Here is a 20,080-nt window from a genome sequence, read left to right on the forward strand (position 1 = left end):
GCGAAGCCGTCCGCGTCTGGCGCCGGAGAAACTCCGGAACGTGAGACTTTGGGTGGTCGCCGCGCCCCCCAGGACCGGCTGATTCGGGTCTAATCTACCCGCACTCGAATCCGACATCAAACGCGATTTGACAAAATCGAATCCTATGGACTCAGGCGCGACTCAGAGGCCGGCTTTCGGGAGCTTCGACCACAGGTCCCGACACGAAAAAGCCAGACCTTGTTGCAAGCGTGCCGTATCGGCGACCGATCGATTCCGATAGGTTGCGGCGACCGGAACGGATGGGCGTCCTTTTCGATCGATTCTGGGCGATGTTGGCGGCGCGTGTTTCGCGGCCGTCGAGATGGGGTTTGATCATGGTGCGGATTTTTCTCGCATTCACGGTGGCGCTTGCGCTGTGGAGCGGCGCCTGGGCGGCAGAGCCAGCGAAGGCCGAGCCTGTCGTCACCTATGCGCTTGGCAACGGGCTGCAGGTGGTGCTGGTGCCGGATCATCGCGCGCCGAAAGTGGTGATGAACCTGCGCTACCGCGTCGGTTCGATGAACGAACCGGCGGGACGCTCGGGCTTTGCGCATCTGTTCGAGCATTTGATGTTTTCCGGCACGCCGGCATGGCCGAACGTGTTTGGCGCCCATGCAGCACTCGGCAACGAGATCAACGCCTGGACCACCGAGGACGGCACCGTCTTCTATGTCGACGGGCTGTCGTCGTCGCTGCCGATGATCCTGTCGCTCGAAGCCGACCGCATGGCCAATCTCGGCCGTTCGGTGACGCAGGCCAAGCTCGACCTGCAGCGCTCCGTCGTCAAGAACGAGATGCGGCAGAACGTGCTCGACAAGGCCGGCGCCTCCGGCTGGGAAGCCTTCTGGTCGGGGCTGTTTCCGAAGCCGCATCCCTACAGCCGCATGGTCATCGGTTCGGTGGCCGACCTGGATGCCGCGACGCTCGACGATGTCAGAGGCTTCTTCAACAGCTATTATCTGCCCAACAATGCCGTGCTGGTGCTGGTTGGCGATCTCAAACTCGATGAGACCAAGGCGCTGATCGAAGACACGTTCGGCCGGGTACCGCGCGGCGCCGAAGTGGCGCGGCCGGCAGTGCCCGAACCGACGCAAGCCAGACTCAAATTGGTGCTCGAGGACCGTGTGCCGAGCCCGGTCGTGGTGGTCGGCTTCAGCGGTCCGGCAGCGCAGTCGCCAGACAATGGCGCGCTGAGCATCGCCGCGGAACTGCTCGGCAATGGCGATTACGGTTTCCTGCGCAACCGGCTGGTGGCGCAGAAGGGCATCGCCACCTATGCCAGCGCGGGCTGGACGGGCGGGCTGCTCGGCGGCCGCTTCACCTTAGAGGCCGGCGCGGCGGAAGGTGTCGCCCCCGAGGCGCTCGAAGCCGAGATGAAGGCGGCCTTCGCCGATTTCCTGAAGACGCCGCTCGATCCGGCGGACGTGGAACGCGCCCGCAGCAATTTGTTGCTCGGTGCCCGGCTCGGCACCGAGTCGCTGAAGGATCGCGCCGGCGCGGTCTCCTACAACGCCGATATCCTCGGCGATGCGCAGAGCGCGCTGGAGGACGATCCAAGGATCAAGAACGCCAGTGTCGCCGATATCGAAGCGACGATCAAACGGCTGTTGAAGCCGGAAGACGCAAGCGTTCTGGTGCTGAAGCCCGGTCCGCGCGGCGGCTACCCCGACGCGTTGATCGGATCGTCCGGCACGCCGCAGCCGTTCACCGCGCCGGAGCGCGTGGCGATTGACATTCCCAAGCACCTGGCCGGCAACGCACCTTGGGCGGTGCTGCCGGGAAAAGAGACGGCGACGCTCTCGAACGGCATCAAGCTTGTCCACTACACCATGCCGGAAGCGCCGATGGTCTATCTCGCTGCGAGCGCCGAAGGCGGCTGGACCAGCGTGCCGGAAGGCAAGGAAGGGCTGCTCGAACTTGCCGCCAGCATGGCGATGCGCGGCGCCGGCGAGCGCGGTTCCGCCGACTTTGCCAAGGCCACCAGCGATATCGGTGCCAGCATCGGTTCCCAGGCCGGCACCCTGACCACCGCCATGACGCTCGGGGTGCAGCCCGAGAAGTTGGATCAAGGCATCGGGCTGCTTGCCGACGCGGTGCTGAAGCCGCGTTTCGACAAGGCCGACTGGACCATCCTGACGGCGCAGACTGCCGACTGGCTCAATGGCCGGGAGGCGGACCTGCCGGGTGTGGCAGGCCGCGCGGCGAAGGCGGCACTCATTCCGCAGGTGCCAGGCAAGGCGGCGATCGACTGGTCGGCAAAGGCGCTGGCGTCGATCTCGCTGGACGACGCCAAGGCTGCCTTCAAGGCCGTGTTCACGCCCAAATCCGTGACCTTCTACAGCGTCGGCCCGGTGCCGGTGGAGACCGTTGCCGTCAGCCTTGAAAAGGCGTTCGGCGCATGGTCAAGCGATGCTGCCGGCTATGCGCCCGAGGCCTCGCCGGCGGCGCATTTCAATGGCGGCCAAAAAGTGCTGCTGGTGCCGGAACCCGGCGCCAGCCAGTCGGCACTGTTCGTGGCTCGGCCTGCACCCGGCAGCGACGAAAGCGAGCGTGCCGAATCGACCGCGGTCGCCAATCTGCTCGGGGACGATTTTTCGAGCCGGCTGAATTCTGTGATCCGCGAGGAGAAGGGCTATTCCTACGGCGTATCCAGCTATCTGCTCAGCCCGATGAAGGCCGGATCCGGACTGGTGGTGGCGACCACCGTCGAGCGGGCCAACACCGGTCCGGCGATCACCGAAATCCTGAAAGGATTTGCCGGGCTGAAGACCTTGCCGGTGGCGCAGGATGAGGTCGACCGCATGGTCACTGTCTACCGCAGGGCACTGGCCGGATCGGCGGAAACTTCGGCCGGACTGTTCAGTTCACTGATCGGCGCCGTCGGCAGCGGCTCGACGCTGGAAGACCAGCAGGGCCGCATGACAGCGCGCACCAAGCTTACGCTCGACGCCGTGCAGAAACAGGCGCTGGCATTGTCATCGCTCGATCCTTCGCCGATCGTCGTGGCGGGCGACCCGGATGTGGTGATGCCGCAGCTTGCAGCGATCGGCCTCAAGGACGTCGAGATCGTGCAGCGGGGAGACGAGCAAACCGCCATGCGCGCCCTCGATCTGCTCAGCGGCAATCAACAGGCACCGCTGACCGCCTCGCCATGGCGAATCGGCGATGGCGGGACGACACGGGCGGTGCATTCCTGCGAGAACGGCAAGGATTGCGGCGCCCGCATTCACGCTGATTAATGGTTTGAAGCGCGCGGCAGTCCGCTCGCGCGCAAGTTTCGACAATAGCGGTTTCGGGGGAAACAATGAGCGATTCATTTCGGGAAGTAACATCGGTCTCGTGGTTCGGGCGGATCAAGCGCGCGGTTGGCGGGGTCGTCTTCGGCCTGCTGCTGGTCGTGCTGATGGTGATCGGGCTGTTCTGGAACGAGGGCCGCGCGGTGCAGACCGCGCGCTCGCTGGCCGAAGGATCGGGTGCGGTCGTCTCGGTTGGCGCCGATAGAGTCGATGCCGCCAATGACGGCAAGCTTGTCCACGTCAGCGGCCCGGTGACGGCGAGCGACGGCCTTTCCGATCCGGATTTCGGCATTGCGGCGCAAGGGCTGCGCCTGTCGCGCACCGCCGAGATGTACCAGTGGAAGGAGGAATCCAAGTCGGAGACGGAGAAGAAGCTGGGCGGCGGTGAGGAGACGGTGACGACCTACTCCTATTCCAAGGTGTGGGACGACAGCCAGATCGATTCATCGGATTTCAAGAAGCCGGACGGCCACCAGAATCCGCCGATGGAAGTCCACAGCAAGACGTTCCAGATTCCGGACGGCAAACTCGTCGCGTTCGATCTCGATACGCCGGTGCTCGACCGCATCGAGGGTGACAAGGACTATTCGCTCGCGTCCAGCCAGACGGCCGCGATCAAGGCCGCCTACACCGGCACAAAGCCCATCAACGTCGTCGACGGCAAGATCTACCTCGGCGCCGACACGGCATCGCCGGCACTGGGCGATTATCGCATCGGCTATGAGCTGGCGCCGCTTGGCGTGGTCAGCATTGTTGCGCGCCAGGCCGGCAGCCGGTTTCAGCCCTACCAGACGGTCGCCGGCGACGAACTGCTGATGGTCGACACGGGTGACGTGCCGGCGGCAAAGATGTTCGCCGACGCCGTCTCTGAGAACACTATCATCACCTGGTTGCTGCGCGCCGCCGGTCTGCTGCTGCTAACGATCGGCTTTGCGCTGTTTCTGAGCCCGATCGGCGTCATCCTCGACGTCATCCCCTTCCTCGGCAGCATCGCGCGGATGGGAACCGGCATCATCGCCTTCTTCCTGGCGATCCTGGTCGGGACGACGACCATCGCGATTGCCTGGTTCTGGTACCGGCCGGTGCTGGCGGCAGGCATTCTGGCGGCAGGCCTCATCGCGGCGGCGGCGGTCTATTATATCGGCCGGTCGCGCAAGCCGGCCGCACCGGCTGCGGCGCCGAGCGTCGGCGCAGCCACCTGATCGGCAAAACAGGGCGTTCGCCCTGTTTTGTTATCGGTCCTCGAAGCCGGTCAGCACGCCGACGGCGTTGATGCCGATCTCTTCGACGGCATAGCCGCCTTCCATGACGAACAGCGTCGGCAGGCCGAGCTTGGCGATGCGGCGTCCGATCTTCGGATAGTCGGCGCTTGTCAGCTTGAACTGGCTGATCGGGTCTTTCTCGAAAGTGTCGACGCCGAGGGAGACGATGACGACATCCGGCACGTAAGCCGCAAGTTTCGTGCAGGCGTCCTCCAGCGAGGCGTTCCAGCGGTCCCAGCCGGTGCCGAACGGCATCGGATAATTGATGTTGAAGCCTTCGCCTTCGCCCTCACCACGCTCGTCGGCATGGCCGAGGAAGAACGGGTATTCGGTCAGGGGATCGCCGTGCAGGTTGATGACCTGGACGTCGGCGCGGCCGTAGAAGATTTCCTGCGTGCCGTTGCCATGGTGATAGTCGACATCGAGGATCGAGACCCGTTTGGCGCCCTGGTCGCGAAACCATTGCGCGGCGACGGCGGCGTTGTTGATGAAGCAGTAGCCGCCCATGAAGCCGGCACCGGCGTGATGGCCGGGTGGACGGCAAAGCGCGAAGGCCGATGTCTCGCCACCCTTGACCAGCGCGGCCGCGGTGAGCGCAACGTCATAGGACGACTTGATCGCAGCCCAGGTGCCTTCGACGAAGGTGGCGCCGGCGTCGAAGGAATAGTAGCCGAGCAGGGCGTCGATGCGCTGCGGCGGCACGTCGCCGCGCAGGCCGCGCGTTGGCCAGGTGAAGGGCATGGCCGAGCCCGTGAAGCCGGCGGCCATCCATTGCGGCCAGACGGTCGGCAGGAAGTCGATATAGTCGGCCCTGTGGATGCGCTTGGCTGCGCTGAGATCATGCTCGACCGGCGTGATGATCGGCCCGAGCTTTTCGCTTTCGACCCGCGCCTTGATGAACTCGGCCCGCGACGGCTTTTCGAAACCCGGCACGATGGCCGACGCAACCAGTTCCATCTGCCCGGCATGGCCGGCATGAAGCGGCGAATAGACAGTCTTCATAAAATTCCTCTCGAAATGCGAACTTAGTCAAGATTGAGATAGGGGCTCACCAAAGCGAGCCACATGGTTTCCACATCGTCCTCAATGAGGTCGAACGTCTTGCGGTCTTTTTTCAACCCCACAAGCCGGCAGACGTGCCCGACCTCCATCATAACCACGCCGAGCCGGCTGGCGATCTTGCCTTCAAGCGCCGGGTTCACATGCTGCAGCCATGCCGCGTAGAGGGCGATGATCTGGTCGTCATACTCGTTCTGGATCGGCCTGAGGTCGGCGTTGCCCGAAATAGCCTCGATCACCGGCATCAGGCTGGCGTTGTCGAGATAGAGCCTGGAGGTATCGATGAAGAGCTTGCGCACTTCCTGGCGAAACTCGTCGCGGTTGGTTGGCGCAGCGACCTTGATGCGCTTGGCGATGACCTCGGGAAAGGATGACAGCCAGCGCCGGGCGAGGTCGAGAAGAATGGCTTCCTTGTTGGGAAAGTATTGGTAGACCGAACCGACCGACAGGCCGGCGCGCTGTGCAATGGCGAGCGTCGTTGGGGTCTTGGTCCCTTGCTCGCGCGTCAGCGTCAGCGCCGCGTCGAGTATCCGGTCGACCACCTTGCTCGACCGTTCCTGCCGCGGCTGCTTGCGCGGTTCGAGCGCTATCCTGGTTTCGCGGCTGAGATTGCGCTTCACGTACCGATGCCCTCGTTCCCCCGTCCCAAGCGCCGGATGCTGTCCACAATACATTCGAAATTCGGCACGTTGACAAACGCGAATATTTAGTCGCATTCTTTTATCCACGCTGTCCTCGGGGATAACAAGGGGAATCTCCAGAGACAGCGCACTGGCATCATTTTCGCCCGACAGCGCCGCTCTGCGGAGTGGCGGGTTGTTGGACAACAGGGTCGCCGGTCTCAGTCAGTCGTCAAAAGCGCGGAGTCGCGATGTCTGTCACGGGTGCGGGTGCTGATCTGATCGTCATCAACGGTCGTGTGCGGACCATGGACGATGACAATCCCGCCGCCGAGGCCATTGCCGTCAAGGACGGCGCCATCATTGCCATCGGCAACCGCGCCGCCATCGAAGAGCTCAAGGGAGCGGCCACCACGGTCGTCGACGCCAAGGGCGGTTCGATCCTGCCGGGTTTCATCGAAGCTCATATGCATCTGTTCTCGGGAGGGGCCGAGCTCGCCCATCTTCAGCTGGGCGGTATCCATGGCTTCGAGGCGCTGCAACGAGCGATCCGCGATTATGCGTCGACGCGGCCTGATGCAAAGATGCTGGTCGGGCAGGGCGTCGACTACACCGTGCTTGGCGACGAGCGGGTAACGCGCCATCATCTCGACGCCATTTTACCCGATCGCCCGTTCTGCATGGCCGCGCCCGATCATCACACTATGTGGGCCAACACCAAAGCATTGGAAATGGCCGGCATCCTGCACGGACGCACGCTTGGTCCAGGCAACGAGATCGTCATGGGCGATGATGGCCTTGCCGCCGGCGAGTTGCGCGAGGGCGAGGCCTTTGGTCCGGTGCTCGACCTTGCCGGCGAAGGCCGGGTGCGGCTGGGGCTGGCGACCGGTGGCGAGCCGGATCCGATGCCGACCGCCGCCGAGCGCGCCGCCGACCGTGACATCATGCGGCGCGGTCTGGCCTGGTGTGCACGCCACGGCATCACCTCGATCCAGAACATGGACGGCAATCTCTACCAGCTCGAACTGCTGGCCGAGATCGAGGCCGAGGAAGGTTTGCCCTGCCGCGTGCAGGTACCGTTCCACTACAAGAATTTCATGACCCTCGACATGCTCGACAAGGCGTCTGTCATGGCCGAGCGCTATCATAGCGAGTGGTTGTCGTCGGGTATGGTCAAGGTGTTCTACGACGGCGTTCTCGATTCCTGGACAGCGGTCATGGTCGAGCCCTATGCGGACCGTCCTGACTGGGTAGGCGAGCCGCTTTTCACGCCGCAGCAGTTCATCGATCTGGCGGTGGCCGTCGACAAACGCGGGTTGCAGATGGCGGTGCATTCGATCGGTGACGGCGCCGTGCGCGCGGTGCTCGACGGTTACGAGGCGGCGCAGAAGGCCAACGGCAAGCGCGACAGCCGGCACCGCGTCGAACATATCGAGGTGGTCACGGCTGCCGATGTGCCGCGTTTTGCCGAACTTGGCGTCATCGCTTCAATGCAGCCGCCGCACCCGCCAGGCGCCATGGATTTTCCGCTGGAGCCGACCGTGTCGCGCATCGGGCCGGCCCGCTGGCCGCTGAGCTACGCCTGGCGGACGTTGAAGGATGCCGGCGCGCGTGTCGTTTTCGCCTCGGACTGGCCGGTGTCGCCGGTCGATCCGATTCTGGGCATTCAGGCGGCAGTGCTGCGCAAACCGTGGGCTGCAAGCGATCCCGACCAGAGCTTCTCGCTGCAGGAATCGCTGGCCGGCTACACGGTGGAAGGCGCCTATGCCGAATTCGCCGAACATCGCAAAGGCATGTTGAAGTCAGGCTATCTGGCTGATCTGGTGGTGCTGTCAGACGATATCGAGGCGATCGCGCCGGAGGCGCTGCATAAGGTGCGACCGGTGACGACGATCTGCGGCGGCAAAGTGACCTATCAGGCATGACGGTGGCATGGAGCTTGCTTTCTGAATCGACATTCAACTGTGTGGTTGCCAAGCCCATCGGCATGTGGTGACAATCGAACAGCAACGAGACCTGCCGCCAAGAGCAGGCTATTTCAGTGGGGTACTGCGTGCCGGAACAACCGGGTAGAAATGCGATCGAAGTCCGTGGCGTGCGCAAGGTGTTCGGCTCGGGCGAGAGCCAGGTCGCTGCTCTCGACACGGTCTCGGTGTCGATCCGCGAAAACGAATTCTTCACGCTGCTGGGGCCTTCGGGCTGCGGAAAGACGACGCTGCTCCGGCTGATCGCCGGCTTCGACTTTCCAAGCGCCGGCGAAATCCTGCTCTACGGCGATGACATCGCGCTGCTGCCGCCGTTCAAGCGGCCGGTCAACACCGTGTTCCAGTCCTATGCGCTGTTCCCGCACATGACGGTGGCGCAGAATATCGGCTTTGGCCTGGAAATGTTGGGCAAGCCGAAGGCCGAGATCAAGGCCCGCATCGACGAGATGCTGAAGCTGGTGAAGATGGAGGCGTTGGCGTCGCGCCGCACCAGCCAGATTTCCGGCGGCCAGCAGCAGCGCGTGGCGCTGGCCCGGGCGCTGGCGCCGCAGCCGAAAGTGCTGCTGCTCGACGAGCCGTTGTCGGCGCTCGACTACAAATTGCGCAAGGAAATGCAGATCGAGCTGAAACGGCTGCAGCATGAGACCGGCATCACTTTCATCTTCGTCACCCATGACCAGGAAGAAGCGCTGACCATGTCGGACCGCATTGCGGTGATGTCGTCAGGCAAGATCCTGCAGGTCGGCTCGCCCTGGGATATCTACGACAAGCCGGCGGAACGGTTCGTCGCCGACTTCATCGGCGAGACCAATTTCCTGACCGCGGCCATATCAGGCATCGGCAATGGCAAGGCACGGGCGACGCTCAAATCCGGCGCGACGATCGACGCGACCGTGGCCGAAGGCTTCCAGCCGAAGGACAACGCCACCCTGGTGGTGCGGCCCGAGCATGCCAAGCTGACCACGGGCAAGGGCGACCTGTCGGGGACGGTCGAAAACATCGTCTATTTCGGCACCGACACACACATCCATGTCCAACTGGACAGCGGCGAAGCCTTCACCGTGCGCCAGCAGAACACGCGCAGCGCAGGCTGCGGCTTCGAGCGTGGCGACAAGGTCGGCATTTCGATCGGCAATGATGCCGCGCAAGTGCTGAGGGACTGATGGCAAGTGCGGAGGAAGTCGCCAAGGCGGCCGAGCGGCGCGACGTTCGCGATCGTTGGCTGTTGTCGGCGCCGGCACTGTTGATCATCCTTCTGGCGGCGACCGGTCCGTTGCTGATCGTGCTGGTCTATTCGTTCCTGACGCCGGGTTCCTATGGCGACGTCAAATGGCAGTTCTCGCCGGAGGCCTGGGTGTCGGTGTTCATGGAACGCGACATCTTCGACGACACGCTTTCGGTCGCCGCCGCTCACGTCACCATTTTCTGGCGCTCCATCAAACTGGCGATCGTGACGACGATCGCGACTTTGGCGCTGGGTTTCCCGACCGCCTATTTCATGGCGACGCGCAGCGAAAAGACGCGCGACCTCTGGCTGTTCCTGATCACCATTCCGTTCTGGACCAACCTGCTCATCCGCACCTTCGCGGTGCTGCAGATCATCCGCAACGAGGGCATCATCAACACGATATTGCTCAAGCTCGGCATCATCTCGGCGCCGATCCAGATGCTCTACACCGATACCGCGATCCTTATAGGCATGGCCTATGTCTATCTGCCGCTGATGGTGCTGCCGATCTATGCCAGCATGGAAAAGCTCGATTTTCGCCTGGTCGAGGCGGGCTACGATCTCTACGCGACACGCTTCAAGGTGCTGCGGAAGATCATTTTCCCGCTGGTCAARCCCGGCRTCATCGCCGGCTCSATCCTGGTCTTCATYCCGGCGCTYGGCGCCTATGTSACSCCGARCSTGCTCGGYGGCGGCAAGAACATGATGCTGTCSAACCTGATCGARYTGCARTTCGGCCAGGGCCGCAACTGGCCGCTCGGCTCGGCGCTGTCGATCGCCGTCATGGTCATCGTCATGGTTGCCCTGCTTGCCTATGTGCGCAATGCCGGCAGATCCGAGGTGCGGCATGGCTAGGACCTTCTCCATCAAGCACCAGCCAGGTTTCACCGCCATCGCCGCGACCTGCTTTGTCGTGCTCTATCTGCCGATCGTCGTGCTGGTCGCCTATGCGTTCAATGCGGCGACGTCGACGTCCGAATGGGGCGGCTTCTCGCTCAAATGGTTCCAGTCTGCGTGGCAGAACACACAGGTGATCGATGCGACGCTGCGGTCGTTCCAGATCGCCGCCATTGCTGCGACGCTTGCGACCGTCGCCGCCACCATGGCGGCGCTGGCCACAACCCGCACGGCGGCCTATCCGGGCCTGACCTTCAAATATGCGGCGATAAACCAGCCGCTGATGGTGCCCGAGATCGTCACCGGCGTGGCGCTGCTGATCTTCTTCTCGCGCGTCAAGATTTTTACCGGCTATTCCGGCCTCGGCTATCTGATCGCCGCGCATACCGCGTTCTGCATTCCGTTCGCCTATTTGCCGATCCGCGCGCGGCTGGAGAATATGGACCTGACGCTGGAGCGCGCCGCAGCCGATCTCTATGCGACGCCGTGGCGGACGTTCCGGCGCATCACGCTGCCGCTGCTGTGGCCCGGCATATTGGCCGGGCTGATGCTGGCTTTTGTGATTTCGCTCGACGACGTTGTCATCACCGAGTTCGTCAAATCGGGTGGCCAGGACACGCTACCGACCTACATGCTCGGCCAGATAAGACGGGGAATAACCCCTGAGATAAACGCGATTTCGACCGTGTTCCTGCTCTTGTCGGTCGCCATCGTGACGTTGTTTTTCTTCATCAGCAGGAAACGGGACTGAACCTACAAATGGGAGTTAAAACCATGAACTGGAAGACAACGGCGACCGCCATCGGGTTGGCGCTGCTCGCAACGACGAGCCTGGCTCGCGCCGACGGCGTACTGAACATCTACAATTGGGGCAACTACACCAGCCCCGACGTGATCAAGAAGTTCGAGGCCAAGTATAACATCAAGGTCACCATCACCGATTACGATTCGAACGACACGGCGCTGGCCAAGGTGCGCCAGGGCGGTACCGGATTTGACATCGCGGTGCCGTCACAGACCTACGTGCCGATCTGGATCAAGGAAGGCCTCGTGCTCGAGACCGATCCGGGCAAGATGGAGAACTTCAAGAACGTGGCGCCCGAATGGGCCAATCCCGATTTCGACCCAGGCCGCAAATACTCGGTGCCGTGGGCGCTCGGTACGGTCGGCGTTGTCGTCAACACCGATGCCTACAAGGGTCCTGCCGACAGCTGGGGCATCATCTTCAACACGCCTGATGAGCTCAAGGGCAAGGTCAATGTCGTTCCCGAGATGAACGACGTGATCTTTGCGGCGATCAAATATGTCGGCGGCCAGCAATGCACCACCGACAAGGAGGTGCTGAAAAAGGTGCGCGACACGCTTGTCGCGGCCAAGCCGAACTGGATCGCCATGGAATACAACACCATCGAGAAGATGGGCGCCGGCGACTTCAAGGCGACCAGCGACTGGAATGGCTCGGCGCTGCGCCAGCGGCTGGCCAACCCGGCCATTCACTACTTCTATCCGAAGGAAGGCTATGGCCTGTGGAGCGACAACCTGGTCGTTCTCAAGGAAGCCAAGAATGTCGAGAACGCCAAGCTGTTCCAGAACTTCATCATGGATCCTGAGAACGCCGCCGGCCTGTCGGCTTTCCACCGCTATGCCAATGCCATCACGGGCTCCGACAAATACATGCCGGCCGACATGAAGGATGCGCCGGAAGTGGTCATTCCTGAAGCTGACAAGCCGCATGCCGAGCTGCAACAGATGTGCGCGCCGGAAATCCAGGATCTCTACACCAAGATCTGGACCGAACTGCAGAAGTAGCCGCCTCAAGACGGACCCGGCGGCAGCCGCCGCCGGGTCCGTTTCTCGTCAGGACATGAAATCATGGACTCCTATCGCAACAGCGATCCGGCGCCGCCGATCATGCAAGGCTCGCCGCCGCAGATGGTGCTGCCGAAGCTCGACTGGGACAGGGGCCCGTGGAATCGCTGGGCGTTCCAGCACATACGCGAATTCCTGCCGACCGCCGAGGTGTGGCGCGGCAACGCCCACCGCCACCGCTTCGAACGCGCCGAGGTCGATCTCGATGCGCTGGCGGTGGTGGACAGCACGGGCGCACCGACGACGCTGGCCGGGTTGCTCGACGAAACCTATACGGACGGGTTCCTCGTGCTCAAGGACGGCAAGGTCGCCTATGAGCGCTATTTCAACGGCATGACCGACCGCTCGCTGCATCTGTCGCAGTCGATGGCGAAATCGGTCACCGCTTCAGTGTTCGGCATATTGGTTGGGCGCGGCCTGATCGATCCGGCGCTGCCGGTGACGACCTATCTGCCGGAACTGGCCGCCACCGGTTGGGCCGGCGCCAGCGTGCAGCATGTGCTTGATATGACCAGCGGCGTGCGCTTTTCCGAGGAATACACCGACCCCTATTCCGACATCGGCCAGGTCGATGTCGCCACCGGCTGGAAGCCGGTGCCGCCGGGCAGCGATCCGGACTTCCGCTGGCCTTCGCATATGTTCGAGCTGATCCTGGGCCTGAAGGAGCAAAGCCGGCCGCATGGCGCTGAATTCGAGTACCGCTCGATCGAGACCGATGTGCTCGCCTTCATCATGGAGCGGGTGACAGGCAAGCGGCTGCCGCAACTGGTTTCCGAAGAGATCTGGCAAAAGCTTGGCGCCGATGAAAGCGCCTGCTTCACCGTCGACAGCACCGGCTATGCGGTGGCCGATGGCGGCTTCAACGCGACGCTGCGCGACTATGGCCGCTTCGGCCAGCTGATCCTCGACAATGGCGGTGGCGTGGTGCCGGCCGGGTGGATCGAGGCGACGCGCGACGGCCGGCATGGACCGGATTTCAATCCCAGCCTGCCGGAAGGCAGTTACCGCAACCAGTTCTGGATCGAGGACCCGCGCTCGCGCGCGCTGATGTGCCGGGGCGTGTTCGGCCAATTGATCCATATCGACTGGGACACGAGAATGGTCGTGGTGAAGCTTTCGACCTATCCGGATTTCACCAACATCGCCTATTCCGTGGCGACGCTGAAGGCCGTGCACGTGATTGCCGCGGCGCTGGCCTGAGCCCCAAGAAGAAACTGTGAGGAGACGCCATGACCGGCACGACCGCGTTCGAGACCCGATATGGCTTTGCCCGCAATCAGGTGCTGCTCGGCAACTGGCGGGAAAACCCCTACAACAGGTGGTCGTTCCAGAACCTCGGCGAACTGGTGCCGACTGCCCGCGTGGCGGCGGCGGGTGGCAGCGAGGCGCCGGTTCAGGATCTTGGTGGGTTGCTCGGCGAGAAGATCGCCTTGCCAAATGGCGCGGAGACGGTAGCGGCCTTTCTCAAGCGTTCAGACACCGACGCGCTGACCATCATGAAGGGTGGCAAGGTCGTTGGCGACTGGTTCGCACCGCATATGGATTTCGGCGCGCGCCACATCATCTTTTCGATCAGCAAGTCGGTCACCGCCATGATCGCCGGCATATTGGAAGGTGAGGGGTTTTTCGATCCGCAAGCCCCTGTCACGCATTACATTCCGGAAGCTGCCGGTTCGGCCTATGGCGACGCGAGTGTGCGGCATGTGCTCGACATGACGGTCAGCCTCGATTTCGAGGAGGCATATCTCGACCCGGAAAGCGCCTTTGCCCGTTACCGTCGCGCCACTTTGTGGAACCCGGGCGGCGGCACCGAAAGCTTGCGCGAGTTCATCCTGACGCTGCAGCGTCTGCCAGAGCCGCATGGCCAGACGTTTCGTTACCGCTCGCCCAATTCGGACCTGCTTGGCATCCTGCTCGAACGCGCGTCGGGCCAGCGTTTTGCCGATCTGATGCGCGAGAAACTCTGGCTGCCGCTCGGTGCGGTCAGTGAAGCCTCGATCGGCGTCGACATGGAAGGCACGGCGCGCACGGCTGGCGGCATTTCGGTGACGCCGCGCGACTTGGCGCGGGTCGGCGAGATGATGCGGCAAGGGGGGACAGTCAATGGCCGCCGCATCGTGCCGGAGGCATGGGTGCGCGATACGGTCGCCACCGGCGGCAGCCTCGAGGCCTGGCAGCGCGGCACCATGGCGTTCCTGTTTCCTGAGGGACGCTACCGCAACAAATGGTACCAGACCGGGGCGGCAAGTGGCGCCTTCTGCGGCATCGGCATCCATGGCCAATGGCTCTACGTCAATCCGCAAGCAGAAGTGGTGATTGCCAAGATGTCGTCGCAGCCGGTGCCGGTCGATGACCCGCTCGATGTCGAGGTCGTCGCCTTTTTGGAGGTGCTGAGCCAGCTGGTTTAGGTGCGCCCGGGCGTCCAGACGACGGCGCGTTCCTGTGGACCTTTTTGGAGGTTGAAAACGCCGCGGTTGGCGCGGCGATGCGCAGCGCCTATGGTCGCCGCTCTTTTCGAGTGAGTACAGGAACGACATGGCATCCGACATCAAGCGCATCGCAGCCCTCATCGCCGCCGAGATTGCCTCACGGCCTGAACAGGCCGCGGCGGCGATCGAATTGCTGGACGAAGGGGCGACGGTGCCGTTCGTGGCGCGCTACCGCAAGGAGGTCACCGGCGGGCTGGATGACACGCAGTTGCGCCTGCTGGCCGAGCGGTTGGCCTATCTGCGCGAACTCGAGGCGCGACGCGACACCATTCTCGGTTCGATCCGCGAACAGGGCAAGTTGACGGCCGAACTGGAAGGCAAGATCGCTGCGGTGACGACCAAGGCCGAACTCGAAGACATCTATCTGCCCTACAAGCCGAAGCGCCGCACCAAGGCCGAGATCGCGCGCGAGCGCGGGCTGGGGCCGCTGGCCGAGGCCATTCTCGCCGACCGTTCGCTGGTGCCGGCCGAACTGGCGCTGGCCTACCTCACCGAAGAGGTGGCCGACGCCAAGGCGGCGCTGGACGGCGCACGCGACATCCTGTCGGAACAATTCGCCGAGAATGCCGATCTGGTCGGCAAATTGCGAAGCTACATGAAGGAACGCGCCTTCATGCGGGCCAGGGTGGTCGATGGCAAGCAGGAGGCCGGCGCGAAATTCTCCGACTATTTCGACCATGTCGAGCGCTGGGCCACTGTGCCGAGCCATCGCGCACTGGCGATGCTGCGCGGCCGCAACGAAGAGGTGCTGTCGCTCGACATCGAGGTCGATGCCGACGATGCGTCGCCGGTGAAGCCGGTCGAGCGCATGATCGCCAATGCCTATGCCATCGGTGGCAGCCTGCCGGGCGATCGCTGGCTGATGGAGGTGGCCGGCTGGACCTGGCGCATAAAACTGTCGCTGCATCTGACACTCGATTTGATGCGCGACCTGCGCGAACGCGCCGAGGAAGAGGCGATCCACGTCTTTGCCCGCAATCTCAAGGATTTGCTGCTCGCCGCCCCCGCCGGCTCGCGCGCCACGATGGGGCTCGACCCCGGCATCCGTACCGGCGTCAAGGTGGCGGTGGTGGACGGCACCGGCAAGGTGTTGACGACGACGACCGTCTATCCGTTTCCGCCCAGGAACGATGTGCGCGGCACGCAGGCGGAACTGGCGAAGCTCGTCCGCCTGCACAAGGTCGAGCTGATTTCGATCGGCAACGGCACCGGCAGCCGCGAGACGGAAAAGCTGGTCGCCGACATGCTGTCCGAAATGGCTGCCGATGTCGGTCCGAAGCCGCTCAAGGTGATCGTCAGCGAGGCGGGCGCCTCGGTCTATTCGGCTTCGGCGACGGCAGCGGCGGAGTTCCCCGACCTCGATGTGTCGCTGCGTGGCGCGGTGTCGATTGCGCGGCGGCTGCAGGATCCGCTGGCCGAACTGGTCAAGATCGAGCCCAAGTCGATCGGCGTCGGCCAGTACCAGCACGATGTCGACCAGTACCGGCTCGGCCGCTCGCTGGAGGCGGTGGTCGAGGACGCGGTCAATGCCGTCGGTGTCGATCTGAACACCGCATCGGCGCCGTTGCTGGCGCGGGTTTCAGGCCTTGGCGCGTCGCTGGCCGAGGCCATCGTTGCGCATCGCGACGCCACCGGTCCGTTCGCCAGCCGCAAGGATTTGCTCAAGGTGGCGCGGCTTGGGCCGCGCGCGTTCGAACAATCCGCCGGCTTCCTGCGCATTGCCAATGGCAGTGAGCCGCTCGATGCCTCGTCGGTGCATCCGGAAGCCTATGGCGTGGCCAAGAAGATCGTCGCGGCGTGCGGCCGCGATGTGCGCTCGCTGATGGGCGACAGCGCGGCACTGAAGGCGCTCGATCCGCGCGTCTTCGTCGACGAGCGTTTTGGCCTGCCGACGGTGCGCGACATTCTGGCGGAGCTGGAAAAGCCCGGCCGTGATCCACGCCCCGGCTTCAAGACGGCGACCTTCGCCGACGGCATCGACGACATCAAGGATCTGAAGCCCGGCATGCTCCTGGAAGGCACGGTCACCAATGTCGCCGCCTTCGGCGCCTTCGTCGATATCGGCGTGCATCAGGACGGGCTGGTGCATGTCTCGCAACTGGCCGACCGCTTCGTCAAGGACGCGCATGAGGTGGTCAAAGCCGGCGACGTCGTGAAGGTGCGCGTCGTCGAGGTCGACATCAAGCGCAAGCGCATCGCGCTGTCGATGCGCAAGGACGGCGACGGTGGCGCCTCGCGCGGAGGACCGCGCGACAATGGCAACAAGCCGGCGCCGCGTTCGCCGGCGCCGCAGCGCCAGCCGGAAAGGCCAGCTCAGCAAGGTGCGTTCGGCGCTGCATTGGCGGATGCGCTGAAGCGGAAGTAGCCGGGCAGGTCAGCTTGCGACGGCTGCGATCCGATTGGCGTTGGCGGCTTCCGCCTCGCCTGCGGACGCCCGGCCACGGCCATATTGGCGTGGCGAACAGCCCATCACCCGCTTGAAAGCGGTGCTGAAGGCGCTTTCGGATTCATAGCCGAGCGACAGCGCAATGACCGAAACGGGATCGCCGGAATTCGCCAGCCTGTCGCCGGCCAGCAGCATGCGCCAGCGCGTCAGATAGTCCATGGCGGACGTGCCCACCGTTTGCTTGAATTTCAGCGCAAAGGTCGAGCGCGACATGCCGGCGCGCTCTCCGAGCTCCTGCAAGGTCCAGCCATGTGCCGGATCGTCATGCATGGCGTTGATCGCCGCGCCCATCTGCCTGTCCGCCAGCGCGAAGAGCCAGCCGACGCCACCGCGCGGCCCTTCCGCCATATGCAGCCGCAGGGCCTCGATCAGGATCATGTGGGCGAGGTGCTCGACGACCAGGAAGCCGCCCGGCTGAGGCACGCGCAGTTCCTGCATCATCCGCTCGACGGGCCAGCGCAGCACCGGATGGTCGGTCTCCTTGCGGATGTGGACGATGGGCGGCAGCATCCGCAACAGGATGCCGGCGTGGTCGCCGGAAAGGGCGAAGCGGCTGCTGACAAGAAGAAAATCGCCGCCGCCATTGTGCGAGGTGATGCCGCCGGTGCGGGCGGGCGAAAACACCGTGCGGGCATCGACCGGCGTCAGGCCCATGTCGCTGGCAAGGCGAAAAGGCCGTCCGCGCGGCAGCAGGAAACAGTCGCCCGTCTCCAGCCGAACCGCATCCGTGACGCCCTCCACCGACAGCCAGCATTGGCCGGAAACCACGGCGCCGCATTTGATGGCTGCCTGCTGGTCGGGGAACTGGATCGACCAGTCCCCACCCGCCTCCAGGCCGGCCGAGAGGTAGTTGCGCGGCTTGAGCAGTGACAGCACGTCGGAGAGGGGATCCATGGCTGGTTCCGGACGATTGCGAAGGTATCACGGACTTTACAGCATAGATCGTATTTCCTCAATCCCGTATCTCCTTCGGCAACAGGCTGCCCTTGCGGCTTCCGAGCGAAACAAAGGAGAGATCGCGATGCGTGTTTTCGTTACCGGTGCCACCGGTTTTGTCGGTTCTGCCGTTGTGCAGGAACTTATCAATGCGGGCCATCAGGTGCTCGCCTTTGCCCGATCGGATGCTGGCGTCAAGGCGGTTGTCGCCGCTGGTGCCGAGGCGCATCGCGGCGATATCACGGACCTTGAGAGCCTGCGCAGTGGCGCGGCCCAGTCGGATGGCGTGATCCATACGGCCTTCAACCACGACTTCTCGAAATTCGCCGAGAATTGCGCGGCGGACCAGCGTGCCATCGAGGTGCTCGGTGCGGCTCTGGAAGGCTCCGAGCGCCCGCTGCTGGTCACCTCCGGGCTTGCGGTGTTGTCGCAAGGCAGCACGGCGACCGAGGATCACGCGCCTGTGCCGCCCTCCGCCTCCTATCCCCGCGCCTCGGAAGTGACGGCCGAAGCACTCGCGGCGCGTGGCGTGCGTGCCTCGACGGTGCGCCTTTCGCCCTCGGTGCACGGCGATGGCGATCATGGCTTCGTTCCGATGTTGATCGATATCGCGCGCGACAAGGGCGTTTCAGCCTATGTTGGCGACGGGCTCAACCGATGGCCGGCGGTGCACCGGCTCGATGCCGCCGCTCTTTTCAGGCTGGCGCTCGAGAAGGGGGTTGGGGGCGCCCGCTATCATGCCGTTGCCGAGCAAGGTGTGCCGACCCTGGAGATCGCCGAGATCATCGGCCGGCGGCTGAAGCTGCCGGTGGTCGCCAAGACCCATGAGGAGGCGGCCGGACATTTTGGCTTTGTCGGGCACTTCTTTGGCCTGGACTGGCCGGCGTTGAGCCAGCAGACCCGCGACGTTCTGGGATGGCAGCCGCGAGAGTCCGGGCTGATCGCCGACCTCGACCATCCCCGCTATTTCGGCGGCTGAGCGGGGACGGCTTCGCCCTTCTTGCCGACATGCGTGAGCAGCCAGTCGCGAAAACTGGCGACCGGCGGATGGCCGCGCTTGTCGTGCGGCACGACCAGGTAATAGGCGCTGCGGCTTTGCATCGGCTGGCCGGGCGCCGGCACCAGCTGGCCGCGCTGCAACTCGCCGGCAATGAGGATTTGCGGCAGCAGCGCGACGCCGAGCCCGGCCATGCAGGCCTGGGCGGCGGTGCCGAATTGTTCGAACTGCATGCCGGGTCCAGTCGGCGCGCTCAGGCCCTGGTGCTCGAACCACTCCGTCCAGGCGCCGGGGCGTGTCGCCATGTGCAGCAACGGCAGGCGGCCAAGATCGGCCGGCGTGGCGATGGCGCGCCCGGCCAGGAATTGGGGCGAGACCACCGGCGCCACCGTTTCGCGCACCAGCAGCGTCGAGTCGGCCTCCGGCCAGTCGGGCAAGCCATAGTGGATGGCGGCATCCAGCCGCTCGCGGGCAAAGTCGAAGCGGCCGACGCGGGTGACGAAATTGATGGTGATGTCAGGATTGTTTTCGACGAAATCGGGGATCATCGGCATCAGCCAGCGCGTGCCGAAGGTCGGCAAGATGGCAAGGTTCAGGATGCCGCTATGCCGATTGCTCATCAATCCAAGTGCAGCGTCGCGCAATTGGCCAAGTGCTGCGCGCACCGCGTCGGCATAGATCTCGCCTGCCGTCGACAGCCGGACATTGCGGCTGTCGCGTTCGAACAGCCGGCGGCCGAACTGGTCCTCCAAAAGCCTGATCTGCCGGCTGACGGCGCCCTGGGTGAGATCGAGCTCCTGGGCGGCGGCGGTAAAACTGCCGAGACGCGCCACCGCCTCGAAGGCGGCAAGGGCGCTGGTGCTTGGCAAAAGACGGCGTTGGACACTCATGATCCATTACTAACGCTCATTGATCGGTGAAGCAATTTCGTTTGATTTTTCCGAGGCGGAGGCCGATAAGCCGGGCACTTCAGAT

The 20,080-nt window shown here is 63.9% G+C and carries 15 protein-coding genes; 11 read left to right on the forward strand and 4 right to left on the reverse strand.

Translation table 11 applies throughout. The features are described 5' to 3' along the window. Positions 1-356 precede the first annotated feature (356 nt). Positions 357-3,260 carry a M16 family metallopeptidase gene (locus AC1DXN_RS04150; protein ID WP_477273029.1) on the forward strand — a complete coding sequence of 968 codons (2,904 nt, stop codon included), beginning with the start codon at positions 357-359 and terminating at the stop codon, positions 3,258-3,260. Between the two features lie 65 nt (positions 3,261-3,325). Continuing rightward, the gene (locus tag AC1DXN_RS04155; RefSeq protein WP_477273027.1) at positions 3,326-4,519 is read left to right on the forward strand and encodes a TMEM43 family protein; all 1,194 of its coding nucleotides are present in this window, start codon (positions 3,326-3,328) and stop codon (positions 4,517-4,519) included. A gap of 30 nt (positions 4,520-4,549) precedes the next feature. Here AC1DXN_RS04155 and AC1DXN_RS04160 read toward each other — a convergent pair whose 3' ends face one another. Both AC1DXN_RS04160 and AC1DXN_RS04165 read right to left on the reverse strand, forming a co-directional pair. After that, entirely contained in the window at positions 4,550-5,581 is a 1,032-nt protein-coding gene (locus tag AC1DXN_RS04160) for a histone deacetylase family protein (RefSeq protein ID WP_477273025.1), read from the reverse strand. A 23-nt stretch (positions 5,582-5,604) separates the two neighbouring features. Beyond that, on the reverse strand, positions 5,605-6,258 hold the full coding sequence (locus AC1DXN_RS04165; RefSeq protein ID WP_477245781.1) for a TetR/AcrR family transcriptional regulator: 654 nt from the start codon (positions 6,256-6,258) through the stop codon (positions 5,605-5,607). Between the two features lie 251 nt (positions 6,259-6,509). Here AC1DXN_RS04165 and AC1DXN_RS04170 point away from each other — a divergent pair, with 251 nt between their 5' ends. The 8 genes from AC1DXN_RS04170 to AC1DXN_RS04205 all read left to right on the forward strand — a co-directional run bounded on the left by AC1DXN_RS04170 (position 6,510) and on the right by AC1DXN_RS04205 (position 17,091). Next, the gene (locus AC1DXN_RS04170; RefSeq protein ID WP_477273023.1) at positions 6,510-8,183 is read left to right on the forward strand and encodes an amidohydrolase; all 1,674 of its coding nucleotides are present in this window, start codon (positions 6,510-6,512) and stop codon (positions 8,181-8,183) included. Between the two features lie 128 nt (positions 8,184-8,311). Beyond that, positions 8,312-9,406 (forward strand): ABC transporter ATP-binding protein, encoded by a 1,095-nt coding sequence (locus AC1DXN_RS04175; protein ID WP_477273021.1) that lies wholly within the window; start codon positions 8,312-8,314, stop codon positions 9,404-9,406. Then, a complete protein-coding gene (locus AC1DXN_RS04180; protein WP_477421469.1) occupies positions 9,406-10,326 on the forward strand; it encodes an ABC transporter permease in 921 nt (306 codons plus the stop codon). Before AC1DXN_RS04175 ends, AC1DXN_RS04180 begins: the two co-directional genes overlap by 1 nt. Continuing rightward, a complete protein-coding gene (locus AC1DXN_RS04185; RefSeq protein WP_477245774.1) occupies positions 10,319-11,119 on the forward strand; it encodes an ABC transporter permease in 801 nt (266 codons plus the stop codon). Before AC1DXN_RS04180 ends, AC1DXN_RS04185 begins: the two co-directional genes overlap by 8 nt. 23 nt (positions 11,120-11,142) lie before the next feature. Continuing rightward, positions 11,143-12,177 (forward strand): ABC transporter substrate-binding protein, encoded by a 1,035-nt coding sequence (locus AC1DXN_RS04190; RefSeq protein ID WP_477245772.1) that lies wholly within the window; start codon positions 11,143-11,145, stop codon positions 12,175-12,177. A gap of 63 nt (positions 12,178-12,240) precedes the next feature. After that, complete coding sequence (locus tag AC1DXN_RS04195; RefSeq protein WP_477273017.1) at positions 12,241-13,437, forward strand: serine hydrolase domain-containing protein; 1,197 nt, start codon at positions 12,241-12,243, stop codon at positions 13,435-13,437. A gap of 29 nt (positions 13,438-13,466) precedes the next feature. After that, positions 13,467-14,645 (forward strand): serine hydrolase domain-containing protein, encoded by a 1,179-nt coding sequence (locus AC1DXN_RS04200; RefSeq protein WP_477273015.1) that lies wholly within the window; start codon positions 13,467-13,469, stop codon positions 14,643-14,645. A gap of 127 nt (positions 14,646-14,772) precedes the next feature. Further along, positions 14,773-17,091 carry a Tex family protein gene (locus AC1DXN_RS04205; protein WP_477273013.1) on the forward strand — a complete coding sequence of 773 codons (2,319 nt, stop codon included), beginning with the start codon at positions 14,773-14,775 and terminating at the stop codon, positions 17,089-17,091. A 9-nt stretch (positions 17,092-17,100) separates the two neighbouring features. Here AC1DXN_RS04205 and AC1DXN_RS04210 read toward each other — a convergent pair whose 3' ends face one another. Beyond that, on the reverse strand, positions 17,101-18,066 hold the full coding sequence (locus AC1DXN_RS04210) for an AraC family transcriptional regulator (RefSeq protein ID WP_477273011.1): 966 nt from the start codon (positions 18,064-18,066) through the stop codon (positions 17,101-17,103). Between the two features lie 127 nt (positions 18,067-18,193). Between AC1DXN_RS04210 and AC1DXN_RS04215 the strand changes: the two genes are divergently transcribed. Beyond that, complete coding sequence (locus AC1DXN_RS04215; protein ID WP_477273009.1) at positions 18,194-19,087, forward strand: SDR family oxidoreductase; 894 nt, start codon at positions 18,194-18,196, stop codon at positions 19,085-19,087. Here AC1DXN_RS04215 and AC1DXN_RS04220 read toward each other — a convergent pair. Continuing rightward, entirely contained in the window at positions 19,072-19,995 is a 924-nt protein-coding gene (locus AC1DXN_RS04220; RefSeq protein ID WP_477273007.1) for a LysR family transcriptional regulator, read from the reverse strand. The genes AC1DXN_RS04215 and AC1DXN_RS04220 overlap by 16 nt on opposite strands. Between the last annotated feature and the right edge of the window lie 85 nt (positions 19,996-20,080).

This window comes from Mesorhizobium sp. P2_H9, from assembly GCF_056403215.1.

Excerpts from the sequence above, each read along its gene's own strand:
- AC1DXN_RS04195 (WP_477273017.1), top strand. The coding sequence starts at position 12,241 with ATGGACTCCTATCGCAACAGCGATCCGGCGCCGCCGATCATGCAAGGC.
- AC1DXN_RS04150 (WP_477273029.1), top strand. The coding sequence starts at position 357 with ATGGTGCGGATTTTTCTCGCATTCACGGTGGCGCTTGCGCTGTGGAGC.
- AC1DXN_RS04220 (WP_477273007.1), bottom strand. The coding sequence starts at position 19,995 with ATGAGTGTCCAACGCCGTCTTTTGCCAAGCACCAGCGCCCTTGCCGCC.
- AC1DXN_RS04190 (WP_477245772.1), top strand. The coding sequence starts at position 11,143 with ATGAACTGGAAGACAACGGCGACCGCCATCGGGTTGGCGCTGCTCGCA.
- AC1DXN_RS04185 (WP_477245774.1), top strand. The coding sequence starts at position 10,319 with ATGGCTAGGACCTTCTCCATCAAGCACCAGCCAGGTTTCACCGCCATC.
- AC1DXN_RS04160 (WP_477273025.1), bottom strand. The coding sequence starts at position 5,581 with ATGAAGACTGTCTATTCGCCGCTTCATGCCGGCCATGCCGGGCAGATG.
- AC1DXN_RS04215 (WP_477273009.1), top strand. The coding sequence starts at position 18,194 with ATGCGTGTTTTCGTTACCGGTGCCACCGGTTTTGTCGGTTCTGCCGTT.
- AC1DXN_RS04210 (WP_477273011.1), bottom strand. The coding sequence starts at position 18,066 with ATGGATCCCCTCTCCGACGTGCTGTCACTGCTCAAGCCGCGCAACTAC.
- AC1DXN_RS04155 (WP_477273027.1), top strand. The coding sequence starts at position 3,326 with ATGAGCGATTCATTTCGGGAAGTAACATCGGTCTCGTGGTTCGGGCGG.
- AC1DXN_RS04205 (WP_477273013.1), top strand. The coding sequence starts at position 14,773 with ATGGCATCCGACATCAAGCGCATCGCAGCCCTCATCGCCGCCGAGATT.
- AC1DXN_RS04170 (WP_477273023.1), top strand. The coding sequence starts at position 6,510 with ATGTCTGTCACGGGTGCGGGTGCTGATCTGATCGTCATCAACGGTCGT.
- AC1DXN_RS04200 (WP_477273015.1), top strand. The coding sequence starts at position 13,467 with ATGACCGGCACGACCGCGTTCGAGACCCGATATGGCTTTGCCCGCAAT.